Origin of the sequence: Aliiroseovarius conchicola, assembly GCF_041403445.1 — a bacterium.
GTDB classification, from domain to species: Bacteria; Pseudomonadota; Alphaproteobacteria; order Rhodobacterales; family Rhodobacteraceae; genus Aliiroseovarius; species Aliiroseovarius conchicola.
Genome location: NZ_JBGEHL010000001.1, coordinates 238,481 through 261,931, shown reverse-complemented (window position 1 = coordinate 261,931; position 23,451 = coordinate 238,481). Strand labels below are relative to the sequence as shown.

The 23,451-nt window shown below is 56.7% G+C and carries 24 protein-coding genes, 1 pseudogene and 1 riboswitch; of the genes and pseudogenes, 17 read left to right on the top strand and 8 right to left on the bottom strand.

Going from position 1 to position 23,451, the window contains the following annotated elements; genetic code table 11:
- Window positions 1–59 precede the first annotated feature (59 nt).
- The 16 genes from V6N04_RS01285 to trpB all read left to right on the top strand — a co-directional run bounded on the left by V6N04_RS01285 (window position 60) and on the right by trpB (window position 14,474).
- Window positions 60–1,112 carry a PhoH family protein gene (locus V6N04_RS01285; RefSeq protein ID WP_371168303.1) on the top strand — a complete coding sequence of 351 codons (1,053 nt, stop codon included), beginning with the start codon at window positions 60–62 and terminating at the stop codon, window positions 1,110–1,112.
- Between the two features lies 1 nt (window position 1,113).
- Complete coding sequence (gene ybeY / locus V6N04_RS01280; protein WP_371168620.1) at window positions 1,114–1,608, top strand: rRNA maturation RNase YbeY; 495 nt, start codon at window positions 1,114–1,116, stop codon at window positions 1,606–1,608.
- 35 nt (window positions 1,609–1,643) lie between these two features.
- Complete coding sequence (locus V6N04_RS01275; RefSeq protein ID WP_371168302.1) at window positions 1,644–2,546, top strand: hemolysin family protein; 903 nt, start codon at window positions 1,644–1,646, stop codon at window positions 2,544–2,546.
- Entirely contained in the window at window positions 2,539–4,065 is a 1,527-nt protein-coding gene (gene lnt / locus V6N04_RS01270; protein ID WP_371168301.1) for an apolipoprotein N-acyltransferase, read from the top strand. The genes V6N04_RS01275 and lnt overlap by 8 nt, the downstream gene beginning before the upstream one ends.
- A gap of 33 nt (window positions 4,066–4,098) precedes the next feature.
- Window positions 4,099–4,146, top strand: a riboswitch (SAM-SAH riboswitch).
- Between the two features lie 6 nt (window positions 4,147–4,152).
- A complete protein-coding gene (metK, locus tag V6N04_RS01265; protein ID WP_371168300.1) occupies window positions 4,153–5,319 on the top strand; it encodes a methionine adenosyltransferase in 1,167 nt (388 codons plus the stop codon).
- 81 nt (window positions 5,320–5,400) lie between these two features.
- Window positions 5,401–6,123, top strand: coding sequence for a tRNA (guanine(46)-N(7))-methyltransferase TrmB (gene trmB / locus V6N04_RS01260; RefSeq protein ID WP_371168299.1), 723 nt, complete (start codon window positions 5,401–5,403; stop codon window positions 6,121–6,123).
- 67 nt (window positions 6,124–6,190) lie between these two features.
- Complete coding sequence (gene aroA / locus V6N04_RS01255) at window positions 6,191–7,543, top strand: 3-phosphoshikimate 1-carboxyvinyltransferase (protein ID WP_371168298.1); 1,353 nt, start codon at window positions 6,191–6,193, stop codon at window positions 7,541–7,543.
- On the top strand, window positions 7,540–8,061 hold the full coding sequence (locus tag V6N04_RS01250; RefSeq protein WP_371168297.1) for a hypothetical protein: 522 nt from the start codon (window positions 7,540–7,542) through the stop codon (window positions 8,059–8,061). Before aroA ends, V6N04_RS01250 begins: the two co-directional genes overlap by 4 nt.
- Complete coding sequence (cmk, locus tag V6N04_RS01245; RefSeq protein ID WP_371168296.1) at window positions 8,058–8,660, top strand: (d)CMP kinase; 603 nt, start codon at window positions 8,058–8,060, stop codon at window positions 8,658–8,660. The genes V6N04_RS01250 and cmk overlap by 4 nt, the downstream gene beginning before the upstream one ends.
- Window positions 8,661–8,731: 71 nt before the next feature.
- On the top strand, window positions 8,732–9,277 hold the full coding sequence (locus tag V6N04_RS01240; RefSeq protein ID WP_371168295.1) for a hypothetical protein: 546 nt from the start codon (window positions 8,732–8,734) through the stop codon (window positions 9,275–9,277).
- A 203-nt stretch (window positions 9,278–9,480) separates the two neighbouring features.
- Window positions 9,481–11,160 carry a 30S ribosomal protein S1 gene (gene rpsA, locus V6N04_RS01235; protein WP_371168294.1) on the top strand — a complete coding sequence of 560 codons (1,680 nt, stop codon included), beginning with the start codon at window positions 9,481–9,483 and terminating at the stop codon, window positions 11,158–11,160.
- A 278-nt stretch (window positions 11,161–11,438) separates the two neighbouring features.
- Window positions 11,439–11,720, top strand: a complete 282-nt coding sequence (ihfB, locus tag V6N04_RS01230) for an integration host factor subunit beta (protein WP_371168293.1) — start codon at window positions 11,439–11,441, stop codon at window positions 11,718–11,720.
- A 9-nt stretch (window positions 11,721–11,729) separates the two neighbouring features.
- Window positions 11,730–12,083 carry a LapA family protein gene (locus V6N04_RS01225; protein ID WP_371168292.1) on the top strand — a complete coding sequence of 118 codons (354 nt, stop codon included), beginning with the start codon at window positions 11,730–11,732 and terminating at the stop codon, window positions 12,081–12,083.
- A 6-nt stretch (window positions 12,084–12,089) separates the two neighbouring features.
- Window positions 12,090–12,731, top strand: a complete 642-nt coding sequence (locus V6N04_RS01220; RefSeq protein WP_371168291.1) for a phosphoribosylanthranilate isomerase — start codon at window positions 12,090–12,092, stop codon at window positions 12,729–12,731.
- Between the two features lie 2 nt (window positions 12,732–12,733).
- Window positions 12,734–13,159, top strand: a complete 426-nt coding sequence (locus V6N04_RS01215; RefSeq protein WP_371168290.1) for a hypothetical protein — start codon at window positions 12,734–12,736, stop codon at window positions 13,157–13,159.
- A gap of 67 nt (window positions 13,160–13,226) precedes the next feature.
- Entirely contained in the window at window positions 13,227–14,474 is a 1,248-nt protein-coding gene (trpB, locus tag V6N04_RS01210; RefSeq protein ID WP_371168289.1) for a tryptophan synthase subunit beta, read from the top strand.
- A gap of 1 nt (window position 14,475) precedes the next feature.
- On the opposite strand, the pseudogene V6N04_RS01205 reads toward trpB, so the two are convergent.
- The 3 genes and pseudogenes from V6N04_RS01205 to pth form a co-directional block, all read right to left on the bottom strand.
- Window positions 14,476–15,642 (bottom strand): annotated as a pseudogene (locus V6N04_RS01205) (serine hydrolase domain-containing protein).
- Window positions 15,643–15,661: 19 nt separating this feature from the next.
- Window positions 15,662–16,684, bottom strand: a complete 1,023-nt coding sequence (locus V6N04_RS01200; protein ID WP_371168288.1) for a DUF2332 domain-containing protein — start codon at window positions 16,682–16,684, stop codon at window positions 15,662–15,664.
- Window positions 16,681–17,373, bottom strand: a complete 693-nt coding sequence (pth, locus tag V6N04_RS01195; RefSeq protein ID WP_371168287.1) for an aminoacyl-tRNA hydrolase — start codon at window positions 17,371–17,373, stop codon at window positions 16,681–16,683. Before pth ends, V6N04_RS01200 begins: the two co-directional genes overlap by 4 nt.
- Before the next feature lie 120 nt (window positions 17,374–17,493).
- Between pth and V6N04_RS01190 the strand changes: the two genes are divergently transcribed.
- On the top strand, window positions 17,494–18,168 hold the full coding sequence (locus V6N04_RS01190; RefSeq protein WP_371168286.1) for an FkbM family methyltransferase: 675 nt from the start codon (window positions 17,494–17,496) through the stop codon (window positions 18,166–18,168).
- A gap of 60 nt (window positions 18,169–18,228) precedes the next feature.
- Here the strand turns inward: V6N04_RS01190 and V6N04_RS01185 are convergent, their stop codons facing one another.
- The 5 genes from V6N04_RS01185 to flhA all read right to left on the bottom strand — a co-directional run bounded on the left by V6N04_RS01185 (window position 18,229) and on the right by flhA (window position 23,334).
- A complete protein-coding gene (locus tag V6N04_RS01185) occupies window positions 18,229–18,882 on the bottom strand; it encodes a 50S ribosomal protein L25/general stress protein Ctc (RefSeq protein ID WP_371168285.1) in 654 nt (217 codons plus the stop codon).
- A gap of 108 nt (window positions 18,883–18,990) precedes the next feature.
- On the bottom strand, window positions 18,991–19,392 hold the full coding sequence (locus V6N04_RS01180) for a hypothetical protein (RefSeq protein WP_371168284.1): 402 nt from the start codon (window positions 19,390–19,392) through the stop codon (window positions 18,991–18,993).
- Window positions 19,389–20,483, bottom strand: a complete 1,095-nt coding sequence (locus V6N04_RS01175) for an EscU/YscU/HrcU family type III secretion system export apparatus switch protein (protein WP_371168283.1) — start codon at window positions 20,481–20,483, stop codon at window positions 19,389–19,391. The genes V6N04_RS01180 and V6N04_RS01175 overlap by 4 nt, the downstream gene beginning before the upstream one ends.
- The gene (locus V6N04_RS01170) at window positions 20,483–21,256 is read right to left on the bottom strand and encodes a flagellar biosynthetic protein FliR (RefSeq protein ID WP_371168282.1); all 774 of its coding nucleotides are present in this window, start codon (window positions 21,254–21,256) and stop codon (window positions 20,483–20,485) included. Before V6N04_RS01170 ends, V6N04_RS01175 begins: the two co-directional genes overlap by 1 nt.
- Window positions 21,253–23,334 (bottom strand): flagellar biosynthesis protein FlhA, encoded by a 2,082-nt coding sequence (flhA, locus tag V6N04_RS01165; RefSeq protein ID WP_371168281.1) that lies wholly within the window; start codon window positions 23,332–23,334, stop codon window positions 21,253–21,255. The genes V6N04_RS01170 and flhA overlap by 4 nt, the downstream gene beginning before the upstream one ends.
- Window positions 23,335–23,451 lie beyond the last annotated feature (117 nt).

Genomic DNA, 23,451 nt, shown 5'->3' with positions numbered 1-23,451 from the left:
TGCACCCGCTCGCCGCACTTGGCACCATCACCTTATAGGACCTGAATTGGAGACCCCTATTGGGATTTGAAAATCTGACTGCAACCCCGGACGCAAACTCTGCCGAAGAAGTGTTGCTTGAATTTCCCGACAATCGGCTGCTGATCGATCTCTGCGGCGAGTTTGACAAAAACCTTACCCATATAGAAAGCCATCTTGGCGTGCAGATCGTGCGTCGTGGCAATCAACTGTCTGTGTTTGGTGAAGCCAGCGCGCGCGAAAAAGCGAGCGAGGTTCTGGCGGCGCTTTATCAGCGGTTGGAAAGCGGTAAAGCCATTGAACCCGGCGATATTGATGGTGAGATTCGCATGGGTGGCTCGGATGAAGACACCGGCACGCGTGACGGCGACCAGATCGAGATGTTCAAAGGTGGCCCGGTCGAGATCAAGACCCGAAAGAAAACCATTGAACCCCGCACCGAGGCGCAGAAATCCTATGTTCTGAACCTGTTTCAGAACGAATTGGCCTTTGGCATCGGGCCGGCCGGTACGGGTAAGACCTATCTGGCGGTTGCTGTTGGCGTGAACATGTTTCTTGGCGGACATGTGGACCGTATGATCCTGAGTCGCCCCGCCGTTGAGGCAGGCGAAAAGCTGGGCTATCTGCCGGGCGATATGAAGGACAAGGTCGATCCCTATATGCAACCACTTTATGATGCGCTGAACGATTTTCTGCCAAGCAAGCAAGTGGCGAAATTGATCGAAGAAAAAAGGATCGAGATCGCGCCGCTGGCCTTTATGCGCGGGCGCACGCTGGCCAACGCCTTCGTTGTTCTGGACGAAGCCCAGAACGCCACGACCATGCAGATGAAGATGTTCCTGACCCGGCTGGGTGAAGGATCGCGGATGGTGATTACCGGCGACCGGTCTCAGGTCGATTTGCCACGTGGGGTCGATAGCGGCCTGCGCGACGCCGAAGGGCTGCTGAAGGGCATTGACCAGATCGCGTTCAACTATTTCACGTCGAAAGATGTCGTGCGCCATCCGCTGGTCGCCAAAATCATCGAGGCGTATGACGATGCCGCCCAAAAGGCCATGGTTCGAAAAGCGCGGCAAGAAGGCCGCGACGTCTGACATGATCGTGGATGTTGTGATCGAGGACGACCGCTGGATCGAGGCGGGGCTTGAGGCATTGGCGATTGATGCCTGCCGCGCAACGATGGCTCATCTGGCGATGCCTGATCCTGTGGATCAAGCATTTGAGGTCAGCCTGTTGGCCTGCGACGACGCCCGCATCGCTGTTCTGAATGATGACTTTCGCAACAAGTCGCAGCCAACGAATGTGTTGTCTTGGCCGTCAGAAGAGCGGGCCGCAAAATCCGCCGGTGGCGTCCCGCTTGTCCCAAATGATCCGGAATTGGGCGATATCGCGATTTCTTACGACACCTGCGCCCGCGAAGCAGTGGCGCAAAACAAGACATTTTCCGCTCATGTCAGCCATTTATTGGTTCATGGTATGTTACATTTGTTGGGATATGATCACATTCGCGACAAAGATGCGGCCCTAATGGAGGGGTTAGAGGTTGAAATCCTTGGCAAGATGAGCATTTCCAACCCATATGAAGATTAGACAGCGCAATTTCGCGCGATGACGGAAAAGGAAAGATGGGCGACACCGCAGAGGGTTCCTCTAACGCAGCGCATGGCGCGCTGAGTAAAACCGAGAGCAAAAAAAGCGGCTTTTTCAGCCGCATCATCGGGGCGCTAAGCCCCACGGATGCACCAGAGGATGTACCGCAAGACACGCCCGCCGCCGCAAACGGCGCCTTGGCCTTGACGACACCCGGCATGATGAACCTGCGCCGCATGCGGGTAGAAGATGTCATGATCCCGAAATCCGAGATCGTCTCGGTCCCGGTTGATATCGGGATGGATGATCTTGTCGCGCAGTTCCGCGAAAGCGGTCTGACACGTCTTCCGGTCTTTGATGGAACGCTTGATACGCCCATCGGACTGGTCCACCTGAAAGATTTGGCGTTGAACTACGGTTTCAATGGGACGACGAAGGACAAAAAGCCCACCATCGTCCTGAGTGAGCTGCTGCGCCCGCTGATCTACGCGCCGCCCTCGATGCCCATTGGTGTTCTGTTGCAGAAAATGCAAACCGAACGGACCCATATGGCGCTGGTGATTGACGAATATGGTGGCGTTGATGGATTGGTCACGATCGAGGATTTGATCGAACAGGTGATTGGCGAGATCGAGGACGAGCACGACTTGGAAGAGGGTGCCTTGTGGATCGAGGAAAAGCCCGGTTGCTATCTGGTTGAGGCGAAAACGCCGTTGGACGAGTTCGAGGCCGAGATTGGCATGCCGCTCTGTGGCGATGACATTGACGATGAAGAGGTCGACACGCTCGGCGGGCTTGTTTTCGTACTTTCCGGTCACGTCCCGGCGCGGGGCGAGGTGATTTCCCACCCAGCAGGCCCAGAAATTGAGGTCGTCGACGCCGATCCACGTCGGATCAAGCGTCTTCGTGTGCGTATCCCGACCTCCACTGATGGCTGACGCGCGCTGGGCCTGGGTCCGGGGGACGGTTGTCTCTGTTCTTGTTGGGTGTATCGCCGCACTGGGCCATGCGCCATTTTACTTTCCCGTCTTGACTCTGGCTGGTTTGGCCGCGGGAGGTTATGTCGTATTGGCCGCGGATGTGCCACGTCATGCTGCGCTTCGGGCGTGGGCGCTGGGCATCGGGTATTTCGGTGTCACGCTATCGTGGCTGGTTGAGCCCTTTTTCGTCGACATCGCGCGTCATGGGTGGATGGCACCGTTCGCCTTGTTGCTAATGGCCGCGGGCCTCTCGTTGATTTGGTCGATCCCTGTGGGCCTGATGTTCCGCCTCGTGCTGCCCAGATATCGGTGGCTGGCTGTTGCCTTCGCCCTGATCATGGCCGAATACATGCGCGCGCGCTTGTTTGGCGGATTTCCATGGGGCAATCCCGGTCATATCTGGATCGACACGCCCTTTGCACCGCTCGCGGCCTATCTGGGTGCAAGCGGTCTTGGCGCATTGACGCTCTTGGTGGCGATTTTGCTGGCGGAGATCGTGCGCGCGAGCAGGCAGGAAACAATGCGCGCCATAAGGCTCTCGGCCCTTTGGGTCGCGATTGTAGGGCTGGCTTACTTTTCAAGTACCTATCGTAATGGCCAGACATTAGCCGAAGACACTGACGTCACGCTGCGCCTCGTCCAGCCCAATGCACCGCAACATCTGAAGTGGAATCCGGACCATGCGTTCAGCTTTGTGTCTCGACAGATCGAGTACACGGCCGCCCCACCCGCCGTTGGCCAGCCTGAACCTGATTTGATTATTTGGCCTGAGACGGCAGTTCCGACCCTGTTGGAATGGGCCGGAGACGTCACCGCCGCTATCGCGGACGCTGCTCATGGCATCCCAGTCATCTTCGGCGTACAGCGTGGCGAGCAACCAAGATACTACAACAGCCTCGCCCTTTTGGGCGCGGAGGGCCAGGTCCAAAACACCTATGACAAGCATCACCTCGTCCCGTTCGGGGAGTATATCCCGCTTGGCAATCTGCTGGAACGCTTTGGCATTTCGGCCTTTGCTGCGCGGGCAGGGCACGGATACTCGGCCGGGCCGGGCCCGCGGGTGATGGACACAGGTGCGGCGGGTAAGGTGTTGCCATTAATTTGCTACGAAGCGATATTCCCAAGGCACATTCGATCGGCCCCGGAACGACCAGACTGGATTTTGCACGCCACCAATGACGCGTGGTTTGGCGAGTATTCGATGCCCTACCAGCATCTTGCACAGGCACGGTTCCGGGCCATTGAGTTCGGGTTGCCGGTCATTCGCGTTGCCAATACTGGCGTGTCGGCAGTGATTGACGCCCACGGCGACTTGCGCGCCGAGATACCGTTGGGGCAGGCGGGTTTCATAGATGCGCGCCTGCCCGGCGCAGCCGCGCCGACGCCCTTTGCGCGGTTCGGTGATTGGCCGCTATTGATGCTGGTGATTGTTGCAATTGGTGCTCTGTTGGCGGGTCGTTCGCGAAATGCACATTGACCGCATCGTCGTTGCGCTGTAACGCCAGTATAAATCCTGCCACAACGGCTTCCTGACGTGGCGGGCAAACCCAATGGAGCAATTTTCATGACCCGTAAATCCCATGTTTTCACTTCGGAGAGTGTGTCCGAAGGTCACCCCGACAAGGTCTGTGATCGTATCTCGGATGCGGTGCTTGATGCCTTTCTAGCCGAAGACCCGGCGGCCCGTGTGGCCTGCGAAACCTTCGCAACGACTGACCGCGTTGTCATCGGTGGTGAAGTGCGCGGCCCGGCCAGCGTGATCCAACGTGTTGAAGATATCGCACGCGAATGCGTTAAAGATATCGGGTATGAGCAAGAGGGCTTTCATTGGGCCAACATGAAGGTGAACAGCTATCTTCATGCTCAGTCCGCCGACATCGCGCAAGGCGTGGATGCCACGGATGACAAAGATGAAGGCGCGGGCGATCAGGGTATTATGTTTGGCTACGCGACGGTTGAGACTGACGCCTTGATGCCGGCGCCCGTACATTACAGCCACGCGATCCTGCGTCGCCTTGCTGAACTGCGCAAAAACGGCACCGAAGGCTGGATGGGCCCCGATAGCAAGTCGCAGCTCTCTGTGCGGTATGAGGGTGATACACCGGTAGGTGTTACCTCTTTGGTTCTGTCAACCCAGCACCTTGATGCAAGCATGACCCCTGCCGATGTCCGCGCAGCGGTCGAGCCTCACATCCGCGATGTGCTGCCCGATGGTTGGCTGACGGATGAGACCGCATGGCACGTGAACCCGACCGGTAAATTTGTCATCGGTGGCCCCGATGGTGACGCGGGTCTGACAGGGCGCAAGATCATCGTCGACACCTATGGCGGTGCCGCCCCCCATGGTGGCGGTGCGTTCTCAGGAAAAGACCCAACAAAAGTTGACCGGTCTGCCGCTTATGCCGCCCGTTACCTTGCCAAGAATATCGTGGCGGCCGGGCTTGCCAAACGCTGCACTCTGCAACTTTCATACGCCATCGGCGTGGCGCATCCCCTTTCGATCCTTGTCGACACCCACCGCACGGGCGAAGTTGATGAGGCCGAGATCGAACGCGCCGTCGGTCAGGTCATGGACCTGACCCCACGCGGCATTCGCGAGCATCTTGGTATGAATAAACCCATCTACCAACGCACCGCCGCGTACGGCCATTTCGGACGCGAACCTGATGCAGATGGTGGTTTTGGTTGGGAAAAAACCGATTTGGTCGATGTGTTGAAAAAAGAACTCTAAGCCAGTTTCGTATGCAAACCTTGGATTATTGGGCGGCCCGTCACTTGACGCGGCCGCCCTTTGCACGGCATAGGCGCGGACATGACCAAAGATACTCCCTCCCACCACAAATCCGGCGCGCCATGGCGCAATTTCTACGGCCGCCTCAAGGGCAAGCACCTGCGCGAAAGCCAGCAAGGCTATCTTGAAGAGGATTTGACCGCCCTGAGCCCCGGCGCGGTCTCGTGGGAAGATAACCCGGATCGATCCCCCCTCGACCTGACGGCCTTATTTGGGGACAAACCTGTCTGGCTTGAAACCGGCTTCGGCGGGGGCGAGCATATGGTACATCAAGCCGCGAGCAATCCTGATATCGGGATCATCGGCTGCGAGCCTTACATCAACGGCGTCGCGATGCTGCTGGGTAAAATCCGCCAAGCTGGCTGCGAGAATGTCGCAGTCCATCCCGGCGATGTACGTGACCTTTTCGATGTGCTCCCCGATGAAAGCATCGACAAAGCGTTCTTGCTGTATCCGGACCCATGGCCCAAGAAAAAGCACCACCGCCGCCGCTTTGTTACACCCGAATATCTTGAGCCGTTCTACCGTGTCCTGAAACCCGGTGCTGAGTTTCGCGTGGCCACTGATATTCCCGATTATGTGCGCCAAACGCTCGAAGAAGTGCCGCGCGCGGGTTTCGAGTGGCTGGGCGAGCGGCCAGCCGATTGGCGTGAGCCTTGGGGTGATTGGATCTCAACCCGGTACGAGCAAAAAGCCCTGCGTGAAGATCGAACGCCGCATTATCTGACATTCCGTCGTATCTGACACAACGGGGTCTGGTTTCGCGCCAATGTCTGCGCTATCAGAAATCGCAGATTACAGGAGTATACTCATGTCCGGACACGGTCCCGCCATCCCCATGACATCGCGCAAGTGTGGCCCGTTGAAAGGCGAGGCTCGCGTGCCCGGCGATAAATCAATCAGTCATCGATCCTTGATCCTTGGGGCGATGGCGGTGGGCGAAACACAAATTACCGGGCTGCTTGAGGGCGAAGATGTGCTGGGGACAGCGGATGCCATGCGTGCCTTCGGGGCAGATGTGGAGCGGCTTGGTGAAGGCGAATGGCGGGTGAATGGCGTCGGTGTTGGCGGCTTTGCCGAACCCGAAGACGTCATTGACTGCGGCAACGCCGGCACTGGGGTACGGCTGATCATGGGGGCGATGGCAACATCTCCGATTACGGCGACCTTTACTGGCGATGCGTCGCTTCGCTCGCGCCCTATGGGCCGAGTAACCGACCCGATCGCACTCTTTGGCGCGGCAAGCTATGGTCGCGACGGCGGGCGCATTCCGATGACCATCGTGGGCGCGCGCGAACCTGTAAATGTGACCTATACGACGCCAATGGCGTCGGCTCAGGTCAAATCAGCGGTGCTGCTGGCGGGGCTGAACGTGCCCGGCCAAACTGTGGTGATCGAAAAGGAAGCCACCCGCGACCATACCGAACGGATGTTGGCAGGATTTGGGGCTGACATCACAGTCGAGGACACAGACGAAGGCCACAAGATCACTCTGACCGGCCAGCCTGAGCTGCAACCCCAAACTATCGTTGTGCCACGTGACCCAAGTTCGGCGGCCTTCCCGGTTTGTGCGGCTTTGATTGTGCCCGGCTCGGACGTGTTGGTGCCAAACATCGGGTTAAACCCGACCCGCGCGGGACTGTTTTTCACGCTGCAAGACATGGGCGCAGACCTGACGTTTGAAAATGAGCGCACCGAAGGCGGAGAACCCGTTGCAGACCTGCGCGCGCGTTACTCGCCCAACATGAAGGGCATCACCGTTCCGCCTGAACGCGCCGCCAGTATGATCGACGAGTACCCGATCCTGTCAGTGGTCGCGTCGTTTGCGACCGGCAAAACCGACATGCCTGGGGTGCACGAGTTGCGCGTGAAAGAGAGTGACCGGATCGACGCGATGGCCAAGGGCCTGCGCGCGGCGGGTGTCACCGTCGACGAGGGTGAGGATTGGTGGTCGGTCGAAGGCCTTGGCCCAGAAGCGGTGCCGGGTGGTGCGACGGTCGCCACGGCGCTTGATCACCGGATCGCCATGAGCTTCGCCTGCCTTGGTATGGCCGCGCAAAAGCCGATCCATCTGGATGACGGCGGCCCAATTGCGACCAGCTTCCCGGTGTTTGAGCCCTTGATGGCCGGACTGGGTGCACAGATCGTGCGTAACAACGCGTGATCCTAAAGCGCATCTTTTGGGCGGTGTTTGCAGCGACCATAGTGGTCTATCTGACAATTGTTTTGTGGTCGCTTCCCATCATATCGAACGACGCAAATGGGTTGATGCCCTTTGATCTGCGTCCAACCGGTTATTCCGCAAACGAGGCCCGGGCGTTCTTATCGGCGCTGGGGGAAACCGGACGGGCCCAATATTTGGGTGCGCAGCACTGGCTTGATACGTTTTATCCCGGCCTGTTGGCCGTGTCGCTGGTACTTTCGTATTTCCTACTATTTCCAAGGCGCTGGGCGGTTGGGTTCTCGTTCTTAGCGATGCTAGCGGCGGTTTTTGATTGGAACGAAAACATCGCTGTCGCAGATCTATTGCGTCTTGGAGCAGGCGGGATTGACGAGGAAGTTGTGTCTATCGCCGCACTATTCACCGTGCTTAAGTCAGCAGCAGTGACGATGGCGCTTTCGATCTTAATTATTGGGTTGATCTTGGCTGGATGGCGGCGCTGGAGGAGGCAAGTACAATGAAGTTCACAGTTGCGATAGACGGACCCGCTGCGGCCGGAAAGGGGACGATCTCCAAGGCAATTGCCGAACATTTCGGGTTTGCCCATTTGGACACGGGCCTGTTGTACCGGGCTGTCGGTGCCAAAGTTCTGGCGGGCGACGATCCGGTTCAAGCCGCCAAGACATTGACACCTGAGGACTTGCACGGTGACCTTCGTACGTCCGAGGTGGCACAAGCGGCAAGCCGGGTTGCGGTACTGGCTGACGTTCGCGCCGCTCTCGTACTGTTCCAGCGTGACTTTGCCGCCCGTGACGAAGGCGCCGTCCTTGATGGGCGCGATATTGGCACGGTCATTTGCCCGGAGGCTGAAGTGAAGCTCTTTGTTACCGCCAGTGCAGAAGTGCGCGCCGAAAGGCGGTATCTGGAGCTGAGTGAAAAAGGTCAGGGCGATACGCGCGAGCAGGTATTGGCCGACGTAATCGCCCGCGACAAACGCGATAGCGAGCGGGCCGAGGCGCCCCTAAAACCGGCAAACGATGCGATGATTATCGATACATCTGAGATGTCGATTGACGAAGCGGTTGCAAAGGCTGTGGCTGAAATCGAGCAGCACCGTTAACGGCGCGCTCACCAAGCTGTGCATCGCAATTGAGCATCTGATCTTCTAGCTTTGAAGGGAAGGAGATGCTTATGCGTTATTCGTGGATATGTGGACTGTTGCTGGCACTTGGAATTGCAAGTGCGGGGCAGGGCATTGCTCAAGAAAGACCACAGCAATCTGAACTTCCTATGACGTATGAACGACTGGGCGGCATTCTGTTCGCGATTGATCCCGAACTGCAGCCCGAAGGGCTTGGTTTCCAGTTGAAGATAAGCGATGTGCCCGTTCTTGTCTTCACCGACCCAGCAGCAGATCGGATGCGTGCAATGGTGCGAATAGGCCCGGCTGATGCACTGGATGAAGAGACGCAGATGCGGTTGTTACAGGCAAATTTCGACGCAGTGCTGGATGCCCGCTATGCCGTTGCAAGTGGTCAGATCTGGTCAGTATTCATTCACCCCTTGTCACCGCTGGAAACGCGAGAGTTGGTCTCGGGACTCGCACAGACGATTAATGCCGCACGTAGCTTCGGGACGGCATTTTCCGGCGGGGGTATACAGTTTGGGGGCGGTGACAGCAGCGCGTTGCAACAAGAGCTTTTAGACGAGCTTACCAAGAAGGGCGTTCCGCTTTGAAACCCCTTGCTTTATTGACAGAATCCGCGTAATCCCCGCCCTTGTCGATAAGGTGAATACACCGCGATAACAAAGATACGAGCAGGGTCGGACATGCCGGCCCTCTTTGTTTTGCGGCTAACTTGTTGACCAAATTGGACAATCCAAGACCTGCGGAGACAACCGCATGGCCCGAATAGAACTTGTAAAGGAACAAAACGCATATGTGCGCTAAAGCAACCATGGAGGAATTCGAAGCCCTCCTGAACGAAAGCTTCGAAATGGACACGCCCGAAGAGGGTTCAGTTGTCAAAGGTAAGGTCATCGCCATCGAGGCAGGCCAAGCCATCATCGACGTAGGCTACAAAATGGAAGGCCGCGTCGACATTAAAGAATTCGCAAATCCCGGTGAAGCTCCTGAAATCGCTGTTGGCGACGAAGTGGAAGTCTTCCTTCGCGCGGCTGAAAACGCCCGCGGCGAAGCTGTTATCTCGCGTGAGATGGCGCGTCGCGAAGAAGCTTGGGATCGTCTGGAAAAAGCATACGCAGACGAAGAGCGCGTCGAAGGCGCAATCTTTGGTCGCGTCAAAGGCGGCTTCACGGTCGATCTGGGCGGCGCTGTTGCGTTCCTGCCAGGAAGCCAAGTCGATGTACGCCCTGTGCGTGACGCTGGCCCTCTGATGGGTCTGAAGCAACCGTTCCAGGTTCTGAAGATGGACCGTCGCCGTGGCAACATCGTTGTATCGCGTCGCGCTATCTTGGAAGAATCGCGTGCGGAACAGCGTGCTGAAGTCATCGGCAACCTGACCGAAGGCCAAGCAGTTGACGGCGTCGTCAAAAACATCACCGAATACGGTGCGTTTGTTGACCTTGGCGGTGTTGACGGTCTGCTGCACGTCACCGACATGGCATGGCGCCGTGTGAACCATCCTTCTGAGATCCTGACAATTGGCGAGACCATCAAGGTTCAAGTCATCAAGATCAACAAAGAAACCCACCGTATCTCGCTTGGTATGAAGCAGCTGCAAGACGATCCTTGGGATCTGGTTGCTGGCAAGTACCCGCTGGAAAGCACACACACTGGCCGCGTGACCAACATTACCGACTACGGTGCGTTTGTTGAGCTGGAGCCGGGTGTTGAAGGTCTGGTACACGTTTCAGAAATGTCTTGGACGAAGAAGAACGTTCACCCAGGCAAAATCGTGTCCACGAGCCAAGAAGTCGAAGTTATGGTTCTGGAAATCGACGGCGCCAAGCGTCGGGTATCTCTCGGCCTGAAACAGACTATGCGCAACCCATGGGAAGTGTTTGCAGAAACGCACCCCGAGGGCACCGAAGTCGAAGGCGAAGTCAAAAACATCACCGAATTCGGTCTGTTCATTGGCCTCGAAGGCGAAATCGACGGCATGGTTCACCTGTCGGACATCTCTTGGGACCAACGTGGCGAAGAAGCCATTCAGGACTTCAAGAAAGGCGACATCGTCAAGGCTGTTGTGTCTGAAGTTGACACCGACAAAGAGCGTATCTCTCTGTCGATCAAAGCTTTGGACGGCGATCCCTTTGCAGATGCAGTTGGCGGCGTGAAGCGCGGCTCGATTGTGACTGTTGAAGTGACATCCATCGAAGATGGCGGCATCGAAGTCGAGTATGAAGGCATGAAATCCTTCATCCGTCGCTCGGACCTGTCGCGTGACCGTGCCGAGCAGCGCCCAGAGCGCTTCCAGGTCGGTGACAAGATGGACGTTCGCGTAACCAACATTGATGCGAAAACGCGCCGCCTTGGTCTGTCGATCAAAGCACGCGAAATCGCCGAAGAAAAAGAAGCCGTCGCACAGTACGGTTCCTCGGACTCGGGCGCGTCGTTGGGCGACATTCTTGGTGCGGCTTTGAAGCAAGACGACTAAGTCTGACACCGCTGAAACTCGAAACGGCCTCGTACCTTGTACGGGGCCGTTTTGTTTCGAATCAATCTGCTGTGCTGCACTGCAACAACCGCGCTTTGACCAGAGTTGGGCCATTTGCCGTTGCGGCATCGCGCCCGAAAACCCCCAAAAATGGCGAGAATTGCATCAAATTCACCCACTTGATGCAGCAATGCTTGTATCTCGCGCGTCGGTTTGCTCCTATAATCCAACGGAATAAGGATGCAAAATCCATTACATAGCCAATTTGGGGGGCCAGAATGATCCGATCGGAACTGATCCAGAAGATCGCGGACGAAAACCCGCACCTTTATCAGCGCGACGTTGAGCGCATCGTGAACACGATTTTTGAAGAAATTATCGAGGCGATGGCCAAGGGAGACCGGGTCGAACTGCGCGGCTTTGGCGCATTTTCTGTCAAGAAGCGGGATGCTCGAGTGGGGCGTAATCCCCGAACAGGTGAGTCGGTCAGCGTTGAGGAGAAGCACGTGCCTTTCTTTAAAACCGGCAAACTTCTTCGGGACCGTTTAAACGGCAAGTAAGAGGTTTCTATGCGGTACATCCGTTATGCTTTTTTAGCGACCCTTGGGGTTGCTCTGATCACTGTGGCTTTGGCGAACCGTGATACGGTCACGCTGAATTTGCTACCCAAAGAGCTGTCGGGCTTTTTGGGGTGGAGTTGGTCACTGACCCTTCCCCTGTTCGTTGTTATATTCGCCGGTGTGATTGCGGGCATTTTGATCGGATTCATTTGGGAATGGCTGCGCGAACACAAAATCCGTGCAGAAGGGGCACGTACCCGCAAAGAGCGCGACCAACTTGCACACGAGGTTAAAACGCTTCGAGGGGCGCCCAAGCCCAACACGGGCGACGATGTGCTTGCCCTGATCGACGACGCGAGCTGAGTAACAATGAGCGTAAACGTGAAAATCTGCGGGTTGAAAGACCGGCACGATATCCTTGCGTCCGCGCAGGCGGGTGCGCGCTATATCGGGTTCAACTTTTTCCCAAAAAGTCCTCGGTCCGTAACCGTCGAACAGGCGGCGGCTTTGATGCTGGACGTACCTGTTGGCGTGGCCAAGGTGGCCCTTGTTGTGGACATGCCAGATGAAGGGATCGCGAGGATCGTTGCTGACACGACCACCGATATGATCCAGCTTCACGGCTCTGAGACACCTGAGCGTGTTGCTGAAGTGAAGGCGCGCTTCGGTTTGCCAGTGATGAAGGCGATCGGGATCGGGGGGCCAGACGATGTCGGCCAGATCCAGCGTTTTGCGGGGGTGGCGGATCAACTGTTGATCGACGCGAAAGCCCCTAAGGGCGCGGATTTGCCTGGCGGCAACGGCGTGCCGTTCGATTGGCGCCTGGTGCAAAGGAAATACTGGCCGTGTCCGTGGATGTTGGCAGGTGGGCTGACGCCCGAAAACGTCGCTGAGGCTGCGCGCCTGACCGGGGCGAAGCAGGTTGATGTCTCGTCCGGGGTTGAAACCGCGCCCGGCCAGAAGGACGCCGATCTGATCCGCGCATTCATAAAAAATGCGACTGCGGTCTGAGCATGCATGGTGATGATCAATCAGGTCTTGAAGATGTGCTCCCCGACGAACGCATATTGTATGATCATCGCTATGAACTTACAGATGCTGACGTTGATTTTTTTCGCGAACACCCCGAAGAACTTTCGGTTCTGGATCAGCGCACAACATTTCGGCTTGGGCGTCTGGCCATCCTTCTTGTCCTTGCGATAGCGTTGTTTGCGGCGTCAAAGCTGATTGCAGTAAAACTGCCAGACAGGCTTGATGCATTGATCAACTCGGTTTTTGTCGATGTATTATTCGAGATGGGAGCAGCTTTGATTGGTGCTTTGGCAACGCTTTTGTTCCTTGAGATACAGGATAAACGGCAGCTTCGTGACAATTTGCGGTTGCGCGGGGAAATCCGACGCCGGATCAAGGCGCGTGATACAACACAGCGTGACACGTAAAAACCGCTGGCAATGCTGGCCGGGCCCTTTTATTCAGGGCTGAAACACGCAGCTCTCTGGGGGCACTATGGCCAACGATCTATTCAACAGCTTCATGAATGGTCCCGATGAAAAGGGACGGTTTGGGGATTTCGGCGGGCGGTTCGTCTCGGAGACCCTGATGCCTCTGATCCTCGACCTTGAGGCCGAGTACGAGAATGCCAAGACCGATGACAGTTTCTGGGCCGAGATGCAGCATTTGTGGACCCATTACGTTGGTCGTCCGAGCCCGCTATACTTCGCCGAGGGTCTGACCCAGCGCCTTGGGGGTGCCAAGGTCTATATGAAGCGTGACGAACTGAACCATACCGGTGCACACAAGATCAACAATGTGCTCGGGCAAATTTTGCTGGCGCGGCGCATGGGCAAGACCCGGATCATCGCGGAAACGGGCGCTGGACAGCATGGCGTCGCGACTGCCACCGTTTGCGCCAAGTTCGGCTTGAAGTGCATTGTTTACATGGGTGCGCATGATGTGCAGCGCCAGGCCCCGAACGTGTTCCGCATGCGCCTTCTGGGTGCCGAAGTGATCGCGGTCGAAAGTGGTCGGGGTACGTTGAAAGACGCGATGAACGACGCGCTGCGGGACTGGGTGACGAATGTCGCTGACACGTTCTATTGCATCGGCACCGCGGCTGGCCCGCACCCGTATCCCGCCATGGTCCGCGACTTTCAGTCGATCATCGGCAAAGAGGCCAAAGAGCAGATGCAAGCCGCCGAAGGTCGACTGCCGGATACAATCATCGCTGCGATTGGTGGGGGTTCAAACGCGATCGGCCTGTTCCATCCGTTCCTTGATGATAAAAGCGTAAACATCATTGGCGTCGAGGCCGGTGGCAAAGGTGTGAACGACGATATGGAACACTGCGCGTCACTGACAGGTGGTCGTCCGGGGGTGTTGCATGGCAACCGAACGTTCCTTCTGCAGGACGATGACGGGCAGATCCTCGACGGCTACTCGATTTCGGCAGGGCTGGATTATCCGGGGATCGGTCCTGAACATAGCTGGCTACACGAAATTGGGCGGGCCGAGTACGTTTCGATCACTGACAAGGAAGCTTTGGATGCGTTCCAGCTGTGTTGCGAGACCGAGGGTATTATCCCGGCGCTCGAACCCTGTCACGCGCTGGCGCATGTGGCCAAGATCGCACCAGAACTGCCCAAAGATCACATCATTTGCATGAATATGTGTGGGCGGGGCGACAAGGATATATTCACCGTCGCTAAGTATCTGGGCTTCGATATGTCTGACACTGAAGGGCGCAGCGCGGACTAGACTAGTCCATCGACGCTGCGATCTCGCGGAACATAGCGATGTTGGCGTCATTGACGCCATCCTCGCGAAATTTGCGATCCGCACCATTCGTGGCAATCACCACGTCGCGACCCGTGTCGACATAGATGTACTGGCCATAAATGCCGCGCCCGAAATATTCGCCGTCCGGCGCGTCCGGGGCCATCCACCATTGATAGCCGTATTTCTGTTCACCATCCGCCGTTCGGGCAGAAGGTGCGGTCGACGCCGCGACCCAATCTGCCGGGACGATCTAACGACCGTTCCACTGCCCATCCTGTAAGAACATTTGTCCAAAACGGGCATAATCACGGGTCGTCAGATTCAGACCGCCAAGTACAAAGGCCACCCCGTAGCCGTCGGTCAGGTAATAGGGATCGGCCTCTAACCCCATGGGTTCAATGATGCGAGTTTCCAACAATTCAGGGATCGATTTCCCCGTTGCTCCTCGGATCACCATGCTGATGATATGCGTGTCGATCGAGACATATTTCCATGTCTCGCCGGGGTCTGCGAAAGTCTCGGTCAAGCCCGCGGCGAACTCGTCCATGGATTGGCCAAGTGCCAACACACGACCCATGCGATTGATGTCAGAGTTGAAGTCCAGATAGTCTTCGTTGAAGACCACGCCAGAGGACATATTGAGCACATTGCGGATCGTGGCGCCCTCATAGGCACTTCCATTCAGCTCGGGCACATATTTTTCCACCGGGTCATCAAGCGAGGCGATTGCCCCCTCTGCGACCACAATACCGGTCAGGGCAGACAAGAAGCTTTTGGCGACGGACCAACTGATCCGGCGGTCGTCGGGATTGGTGCCCAAGAAGTAATCTTCATAGCGAAGCTTGCCATCCTTCAGGACTACCAACGATGCCACATCCCGGTCCTTGATCCACTGCTCCGCCCCGGCAGGCAACAAGATTGGCGCGCCAGCGGGTAGGTCCGAGACAGGTCCGTCACCTCGTGATAGTTCCTTCGTCAGAAACGCGCGATCCATGTGGGAAAAGTTCTGGACGATCTTTTCCTCTGAGAAGAGCGAGTTTACCGCCAGCAATCTGCCAATTTCTTCGCGTTTCCAGATGCCTGCGAGGGCAAGTACGACGACGATGACCAGCAGGATTTGCAACGAGCGTTTGAGGAATTTGCGCATGGGACCTCCGAATTTGAGGTTAAGGTGCCGTCCAATCCACCCAACGTCCATGGAAATCGACACGACCCAACGTCAACTTTCGACCCTCTGGCCAGAGCGTTAGGGTCAGGCCCGCGCCGCGCCCTTCGGTCTTGTCCGCTTCCATCGCGAGATGGGCTATCGGGCCATTATGGGCGGCGGCTTTGATCGCAGCGGTGCAACGCAGCTGGGTTTCGTGCGGGAAGTACTGCCAAGCGATTGTGTGATACACCAAAGTCAGGTGATCCGGCGAGACGGATGCCAACTTGGCCTCAAGCCACTCTGCGGCGTCGCCTGCATCAACTTGCGCATCCAGCGCAGCGACAACTGCCCGCGTTCTAGCCAACCGCTCAGGCTGGTCAGCCCACAGGTATGAGATCAATCGAAGCGCGTCATCCGGGTTGCTGACATCGACAGGCTTAAGGTCAACACCGCCACGGTCTATGATGGTAGGGGTCGGTCCCGATGGCAAATCGCCGGACCAGTCAGGGTCCAGCGTGATGATCGGATTGGTTGGCCCCAGTGTGCCAGTGGGCAGCTTCAGTGCGAACTGATCCCACATGAGGTTCAACCCAGCACTTGCCCCCAATTCGAACATCTGGATGGGTCGGTCATACTGTCCAGCCAGCCAATGCCCGGCGGCAATCAGAACAGCGGCGCGGCGAACCTCGTTCGTTTGCGGTGGGTTATCAAGCCAGTGGTCCAGGTGATCAGAATGGGCGGTCATCGCCAGATCAATCGCGGCCCAGAGCACCGCGTTGTCTGCAACCTCGTTTGGTGGATAAACGGCCACCAGCTCTGGGCAGGCGCTCGTAAGAACCAAGGCATGCAAGCCCGCTAAGAAACGTAAGGGCAGGGAATGCCCACTGGGTCCGATATCGCCCTGCCAATCGAACATGCGGTCGGTTAGCGGCGTGCCAGGTTCCAGCCGTTTGGCCAACAGATCAAGGACACGACCGGTAAAAGGCGACCCTAGGTGTCGGTTGCTCTCGGCCTGAAACGCAAAGGCTTCGTTCAGGGTCACGAAAACTTATCCATCAGTTTTTGCAGCGGGCTTCGGGTATCCTTGGTGGGCTCTCTCGGCGCGGATTTGTCAGCTGGCGCGCGATCTGCCTTGGGCTTGGGTTCTGAGGTCGATGAACGTGGCGGGTTCACGCGTCTTCCAATAGCGTTCATGAACCTGCCGCTGTCCCCATCCGCCAGATCTCCAGCGCCGTCCGAACAGCCGGACAACACATCCTCTAACCAATCCGCATCCGCCTTGGCAAAATCCCGGAGAACGTAGGACGACACTGCATTTTTGTTGCCCGGATGCCCAATTCCCATCCGTACACGCATGTACTCCGCCCCGATATGCGCGTGAAGAGAGCGAAGCCCGTTGTGACCCGCGTGACCCCCGCCGGTCTTTACGCGACATTTTCCAGGGGCGAGGTCCAATTCATCATGGAAAACGATGATGTCGTCGGGGGTTAGCTTATAAAAGCGCATCGCCTCTCCGACTGATTGACCAGACAAATTCATGAAGGTCTCGGGTTTAAGCAAAAGCACTTTCTCGCGCCCCAAGCGGCCCTCGGTCAAAGCGCCCTGAAACTTGCCCCTCCACGGAGCAAATCCGTGATCCTGAGCGATGCGGTCCAGCGCCATGAAGCCAATATTGTGACGATTGCCGGCGTATTTCGGACCGGGATTCCCAAGTCCCACGAACATTTTCATTGGCGGACCTTTCTTGCTGGACAATGCGCGATGGCACAGAACATGGTGGTGATGACTTTGTTAATGGCTGTCGGCTTGCATCGCAATCGTTGCGCTGCCCGTCGCAGAGCGGAGACTTCGATGCCTCGATATGCCCTGCAGGGGATCAAACTGCAAATTCCAAGAGACTGCGTCAATGACAAGTTGGAAGAGCTTCTGGCTGTCGGAGAATACGAAATCAAAGAACTCACCGGGGTGAAGCGCCATCTGAAGCCCGGTGATCGAGTGTTAGAGCTGGGGGGTGGCGCAGGCTATTTGGCCGTTCAGGCGGCGATAATCGCTGGGGCAGCGAATGTCACCACCGTCGAGGCCAATCCACAAATGGTCCGGGTGATCGGTAAGAATTTAACATTGAACGATGTTGAAGGCGTTCGGGTGATGCATGGAGCGGTGGTGCCTGATGACTTCAAGGACGACGCGATCGGATTTGACGTGAAGCCTGTCTTTTGGGCGTCGTCCATCGCCAATGGGAAAGCCGCCGATGATACCAAGCGCGTGGATGTTCCGGCGCTTCGCCTAGGGGCGCTTCTTGAAGATGTTCAACCGAATTTGGTGGTCATGGACGTCGAGGGGGCCGAGGTGTCTTTGGCACGGCAGCACTGGCCGGATTTTGTACAAACCATCATTATGGAAACGCATCCGCAACAGTACCCACCCGCAACAATCCGCGATATTTTTGACGGGATGTCAGCGGCCGGTTTTGCCTACATGCCCTGGGGGTCGCGGGGGAATGTGGTCGTGTTTCAGAGAATCTAAAGCGTCGCGCAAAAAAAACGGGCCCCGAAGGACCCGCTTTCAAATATTTCTAGGTCGGAGTTACTCGTCCGAAGCTTGTTCGGTCGCTTCGACCTCATCTGCTTCGACGGTTTCTTCGCCTTCTTCTTCATCCGACGACCGCAGCGAGCTTGGCGCTGAGATGTTGGCGATGACGAAATCACGGTCAACAGTGACTTTGGCGCCGTTGGGCAGATCAACATCCGAGATGTGGATTACGTCACCCACGTCACGGCCTGTCAGGTCAACGACGATCTGTTCGGGGATTTCACCCGCTTGAACGTTCAGTTCGACTTCGGGACGTACGATGGTCAGAACGCCGCCGCGCTTCAGGCCCGGAGCTTCTTCTTCGTTGATGAATTCAACGTGAATGAACAAGCTGATGCGTGTCGTGCGTTTCAGGCGCATCAGGTCCAGGTGGGTCGGAAGGTCTTTCACGACATCACGCTGTACGTTGCGGCAAATCACGCGCACGTCTTCTTCGCCGTCAACCTTCAGGTTCCAAAGGGTCGACAAGAAGCGGCCAGCTTTCAGCTTTTTCAGCAGCACGTTGAAGGGGATGTTGATGGGCAGCGGATCTGCGCTACCACCATACACGATACCGGGTACGAAGCCTTCGCGGCGAGCTTGACGAGCGGCCCCCTTGCCTGTCCCCGTCCGTACCGTGGCTTCGAGATCAGGAATCTGTTTTGCCATGGAAATTCTCCAGTTTGTTGAAGCGGGATTCCTCCAAGGGTGTAAGTCCCGCGGTTGAAGCCGTGCCTATAGACCGGTGGGGGTGAAAAGAAAAGAGGATTCTTTCCGCTATCCGCTCGAGAAAAGCTGTTCTAGGCGTTTCCGAAGGTCAGCCCGTTTGTCATCTTGATGCTGGGACAACAGTGCCTGTGTTGCGGATCTGCGTCCAAAGCTTAGACGGGCTTCTGTGGCGATATCCTCGCGCGCGGCGCGTGCCTGTGCCAGACCAGAGTTCAGAGACGCAAGCTCTCGCTCAATCCATCGGTGCCACGTATCGTAGTGCCCACTTGTCAACGACAGTGATAATTGGCTTGGATCGGGGGCCTCGTAAGGGGCACGTTTCCGTTGCCGCAGGGTGGCGATGCGCTGTTCGATCTCTGCAATCTTCTTATTGTGCCTGACCATGCGAGCCATTGCTGCATCATGGCGAGCCTGTGCAAGTTCGTGAAGCGAGGTCAGTTGTTCAATCATGTCGGCTTGCCCACCATATTCCCCGCGCGCTTGCGCATTTTTTCAGAGAACCGAATGGCTGCCGCGACAGCTTGGTACTGCTCTGGCGGGATTTCACTGCCAATTTCAACGGTCGCGTGCAAGGCGCGTGCGGTGGGGGGATCGCTGTGGATAGGAATACCATTTTCATTGGCGACTTCACGAATGCGGGCGGCGATCTCGTCAACACCTTTGGCGATACAGACTGGCGCCTCGCCCGGCATTCGAGACCATTTCAGCGCAATGGCGTAGTGTGTGGGGTTCACGACGATGACATCGGCCTCGGGGACGTCTGCCAGCATCTGGTTCATGGCAATATCATAGCCTTTCTGACGGCGCTGGTTCTTCATGTGTGGGTCGCCCTCGTTCTGCTTGATCTCGTCCATCAGTTCCTTGTGAGACATTCGATTTTTACGCAGATGCTCTTGCTGTTGCCAGAAATAGTCGATGCCACCGATCGTCAGTGCGACGAGTAGCACCAGCGCTAGAAAGTGCACGCAGAGCTCCAGCAGGATCACCGTGCTCATGCCGGGGCTGAGTGACAGGGTGGACAGCATTTCGGGAAGCTTCATCCAAATGAACACGCCCAGAACGATGGCGTAGATTGTTAACTTGACGAAGCTTTTGAAGAACTCAAACAACCCTGAACGCCCGAACTTGTTCTTCGCGTTCGACATCGGTGACAGCCGATTCAGCTTCGGTTGCAGTTTTTCGGGCGCGACAACAAAACTCTTGGTCGCGATGGTCAACAACACGACACAAACCGCGGGTGTCAGCAACCACGGTGCCATCTGTTTTCCGACGCCCAACAACAATGTTGCTGAGAAAGGTGTGCCAGTCTGAAATACGTGGTCGGCCATTTGGTCCGAGCGCGCCAACACACCAGCCAGCAGGGACCCCATTCCTTTAAGTGATGCCGCGCCAATTGAAGCTGCGACCAAAAGCATTGCCATGTACGACATTGCGGTGTTCAGGTCAGCTGATCGCACGACCTCGCCGCGCTTTCGCGCATCATCAAGTTTCTTTTGTGTTGGTTCGTGTTGTTTGCTGTCGTCGTCTTCCGTGTCTGACATCACCACCCCCTAAACGGCTGGGCAAGGGTCGCCTCAAGGGCGGCTTGCCACACGGGAAGTAGCAATGGTGCCGTTAGCAATAGCAGGACGAGCCCGCCGGCCGTTATTGCAGGGGCGCCGACAAAGGCGACCATCAGTTGTGGCATGGCGCGGTTAATGACGCCAAGTGCAATGTTGTATAGCAACGAAATGATGACAAACGGAGCAGCGAGCGTGAAGGCCAGCGAAAAGGCCCGCGCGATCTGCGCGATGCCCCAATCCGAAAAGGCCTCTGCTGTTGGAAAGTCACCCACGGGGAAAACGCGATAGCTCAGGATCAAGGCCTCAGCCAGCTTGACATGCAGCCCCAGCATCACCGCCAGCGCAAGGCCCGCGACCAGCAAGACATGTCCGATTGCAGGCTGAGGGTCCGCGTTCGCACCCCCCAGAAGCTGCGCAAGCGAGGTGGATTGCGCAGCGATGCTTCCAGCGACCTGAAGAGCCATAATCAGAAGACGAATGGCGATGCCGAAGCCCAGCCCTATGATCGCTTCAGTAAACAGAATGTGTCCGAATGCCAGTGTTGATCCGTCAGGTTCGATGTTCTGAACGACATTGGGTGCCACGATAACCGTAAACCCCAATGCCAGGAACAATCGGACCCGAGCCGGAACGGATTTCTCGCCGAATGCTGGTAGCACGGCCATTGCCGCCCCGACGCGCAAAAACACAACAAACCCCGCCTGTAGTACATAGGTAGCAAACTCCATAATTTGCATAAGTGCCTCGGTCATGCAGAGATCATCCCGACAAGCGAGGGTTTGGCCTCGGTGCCAATTTCTTCAAACGACAGGACCGGGTTCGCGATGCCCTTTGCTGACAGAACTGTCCTAAGAAAACGCCGTCGGCGTGATGAGGTCACAATTGCGGGATAGATACCGTTTTCCCCGGCGCGGGCGATGCGGTCTGCGGTAGAGTTCGCCAACCGGTTAAACTCCTCGGGCGGCAAGGCCACGTCGCTCCCGCGATCTCCGTCAAGTTGGTGGGCCAGAAATGTCTCCTCCCACTCCGGTGCCAGTTGAACTAACGGGACCGTACCATCGTCGCGCTTTAAATCGGCAATCAGCTGGAACCCCAGCCGCTGGCGCACATATTCACAGATCGCTTCTGGGGTAGAGAACACGGGACGCGCCTCTGCGACGCTTTCCAAGATCAGTGGCAGGTTTCGGATAGACACGCGTTCCTCTAGCAACAGACGCAAGACCGAATGTAGCAGGTCAAGCGGAACCTTTTCTGGAACGAGTTCTTCCAGCAGGCGGCGATTTGCCTCTGCTCGTGGGCCATCCGACAGGTTCACGAACTCGTCCAACAGCCGGCGCAGCGCCTTGAGCCCAAGAAGGCGCGAGAAATTGCGCTTCATGATCTCAAGCAAATGCGTGGCCAGTACTTCGGTTGGAACAACGACGGCGCAACCAGAAAGAGCGGCTTCCTCTTGCTCGTTTTCATCTATCCACCGTGCTGGCGCGCCATATACGGGCTCTTGGACATCTTCACCATCTGGAATGCCGAGATCATCGCCCGATAGAATGACCAGCGCCTTGTCAGCGCGAAGTACATTCCGCGCTTGCTCAACGCCTTGTATCTTGACGGTGTAGGTTCCCGGTTGAAGGGAGCTGTTATCGGTCAGGCGAATTTCGGGAAGGATTAGACCGAATGTTCCGGCGATGTGGTTTCGAATACTGGCGATCCGTGCATCAAGCCCAGTGGCCGGATCAAGCACCATCGATACTAGGTCGGGGGCAAACTCGACATGGATGTCATCTAGATCAAGAATGTCGCCCATGCTGGCTTGCGGGGCAACCGTATCCGGTTCCGATGCATCGGTTTTTGCGGCGAGAGCATGTGCTTTTTGGATTTTCAGACCTTTCCAGGCCGCCGCCCCAAGCGCTGCTGACCCCAGAAAAAAGGGCACAAAGGGTAGCCCAGGTACGAGGCCAAAAAGTGCCATTAGAACTGCCACGGTGGCCAGTGCGGAAGGGTATTTTCCGAGCTGAGAGAATAAGGCCAGATCGGTGGACCCGGACGTCCCACCGCGTGCCAGCAAAAGGGCTGACGCGATCGAGATAATGACGGCCGGAATCTGCGTCACCAACCCATCGCCAACGGTTAGAATGGCATAGGTCTGGAATGCATTCGCAATCTCCATATCGTGGATTACAACGCCGATGACCAACCCCATGACGAGGTTCAAAAATGTGATCAGCAGGCCAGCGACAGCGTCGCCTTTCACGAACTTGGAGGCACCATCCAAAGAGCCGAAAAATGTTGTCTCTGCTTGTTCTTTCTCGCGGCGAGCTTTCGCTTCGGCGTGGTCAATTGCGCCCGCTGACATATCGCTATCAATGGCCAATTGTTTGCCGGGCATGCCATCCAACGCAAACCTCGCCCCGACCTCTGCCATGCGTGCAGCACCTTTGGTGATCACGACGAAATTTACGATCAAAAGCACACCGAAGACCACCAAGCCGAGCAAGATGCTGCCGCCCATGACAAAACTTGCAAACCCCTCGATCACGCTGCCTGCGGCCGAGGTTCCAGTATGACCTTGGCCGATGATCAGTTTCGTCGATGAAACATTCAAAGACAGGCGCAGCATCAGCGATGCCAGAAGAACGGTTGGGAACGCAGAAAAATCGAGCGGACGTTCGATGAAAAGAGTGACCGTGAACATTAGGATTGCCAACGCAAACGACGCGGCCAGCCCTACATCCAACACCCAGGCGGGCATTGGTAAGATCATCATCACGATGATCGCCATCAGGGCCAGCGCGAGCAAGATTGTGGGGTGAAATATATCTTTGACCGCAGGCATTACGTTAGCTCAACAGTGTCGTATTGCCTTGTCGGACCATGCGTGGAGCGATCGAAGCCGAGAACGTAAAATGTACTGTCTGGGACAGCGCGTGGCGCAGATAAATTCTCGGGCATA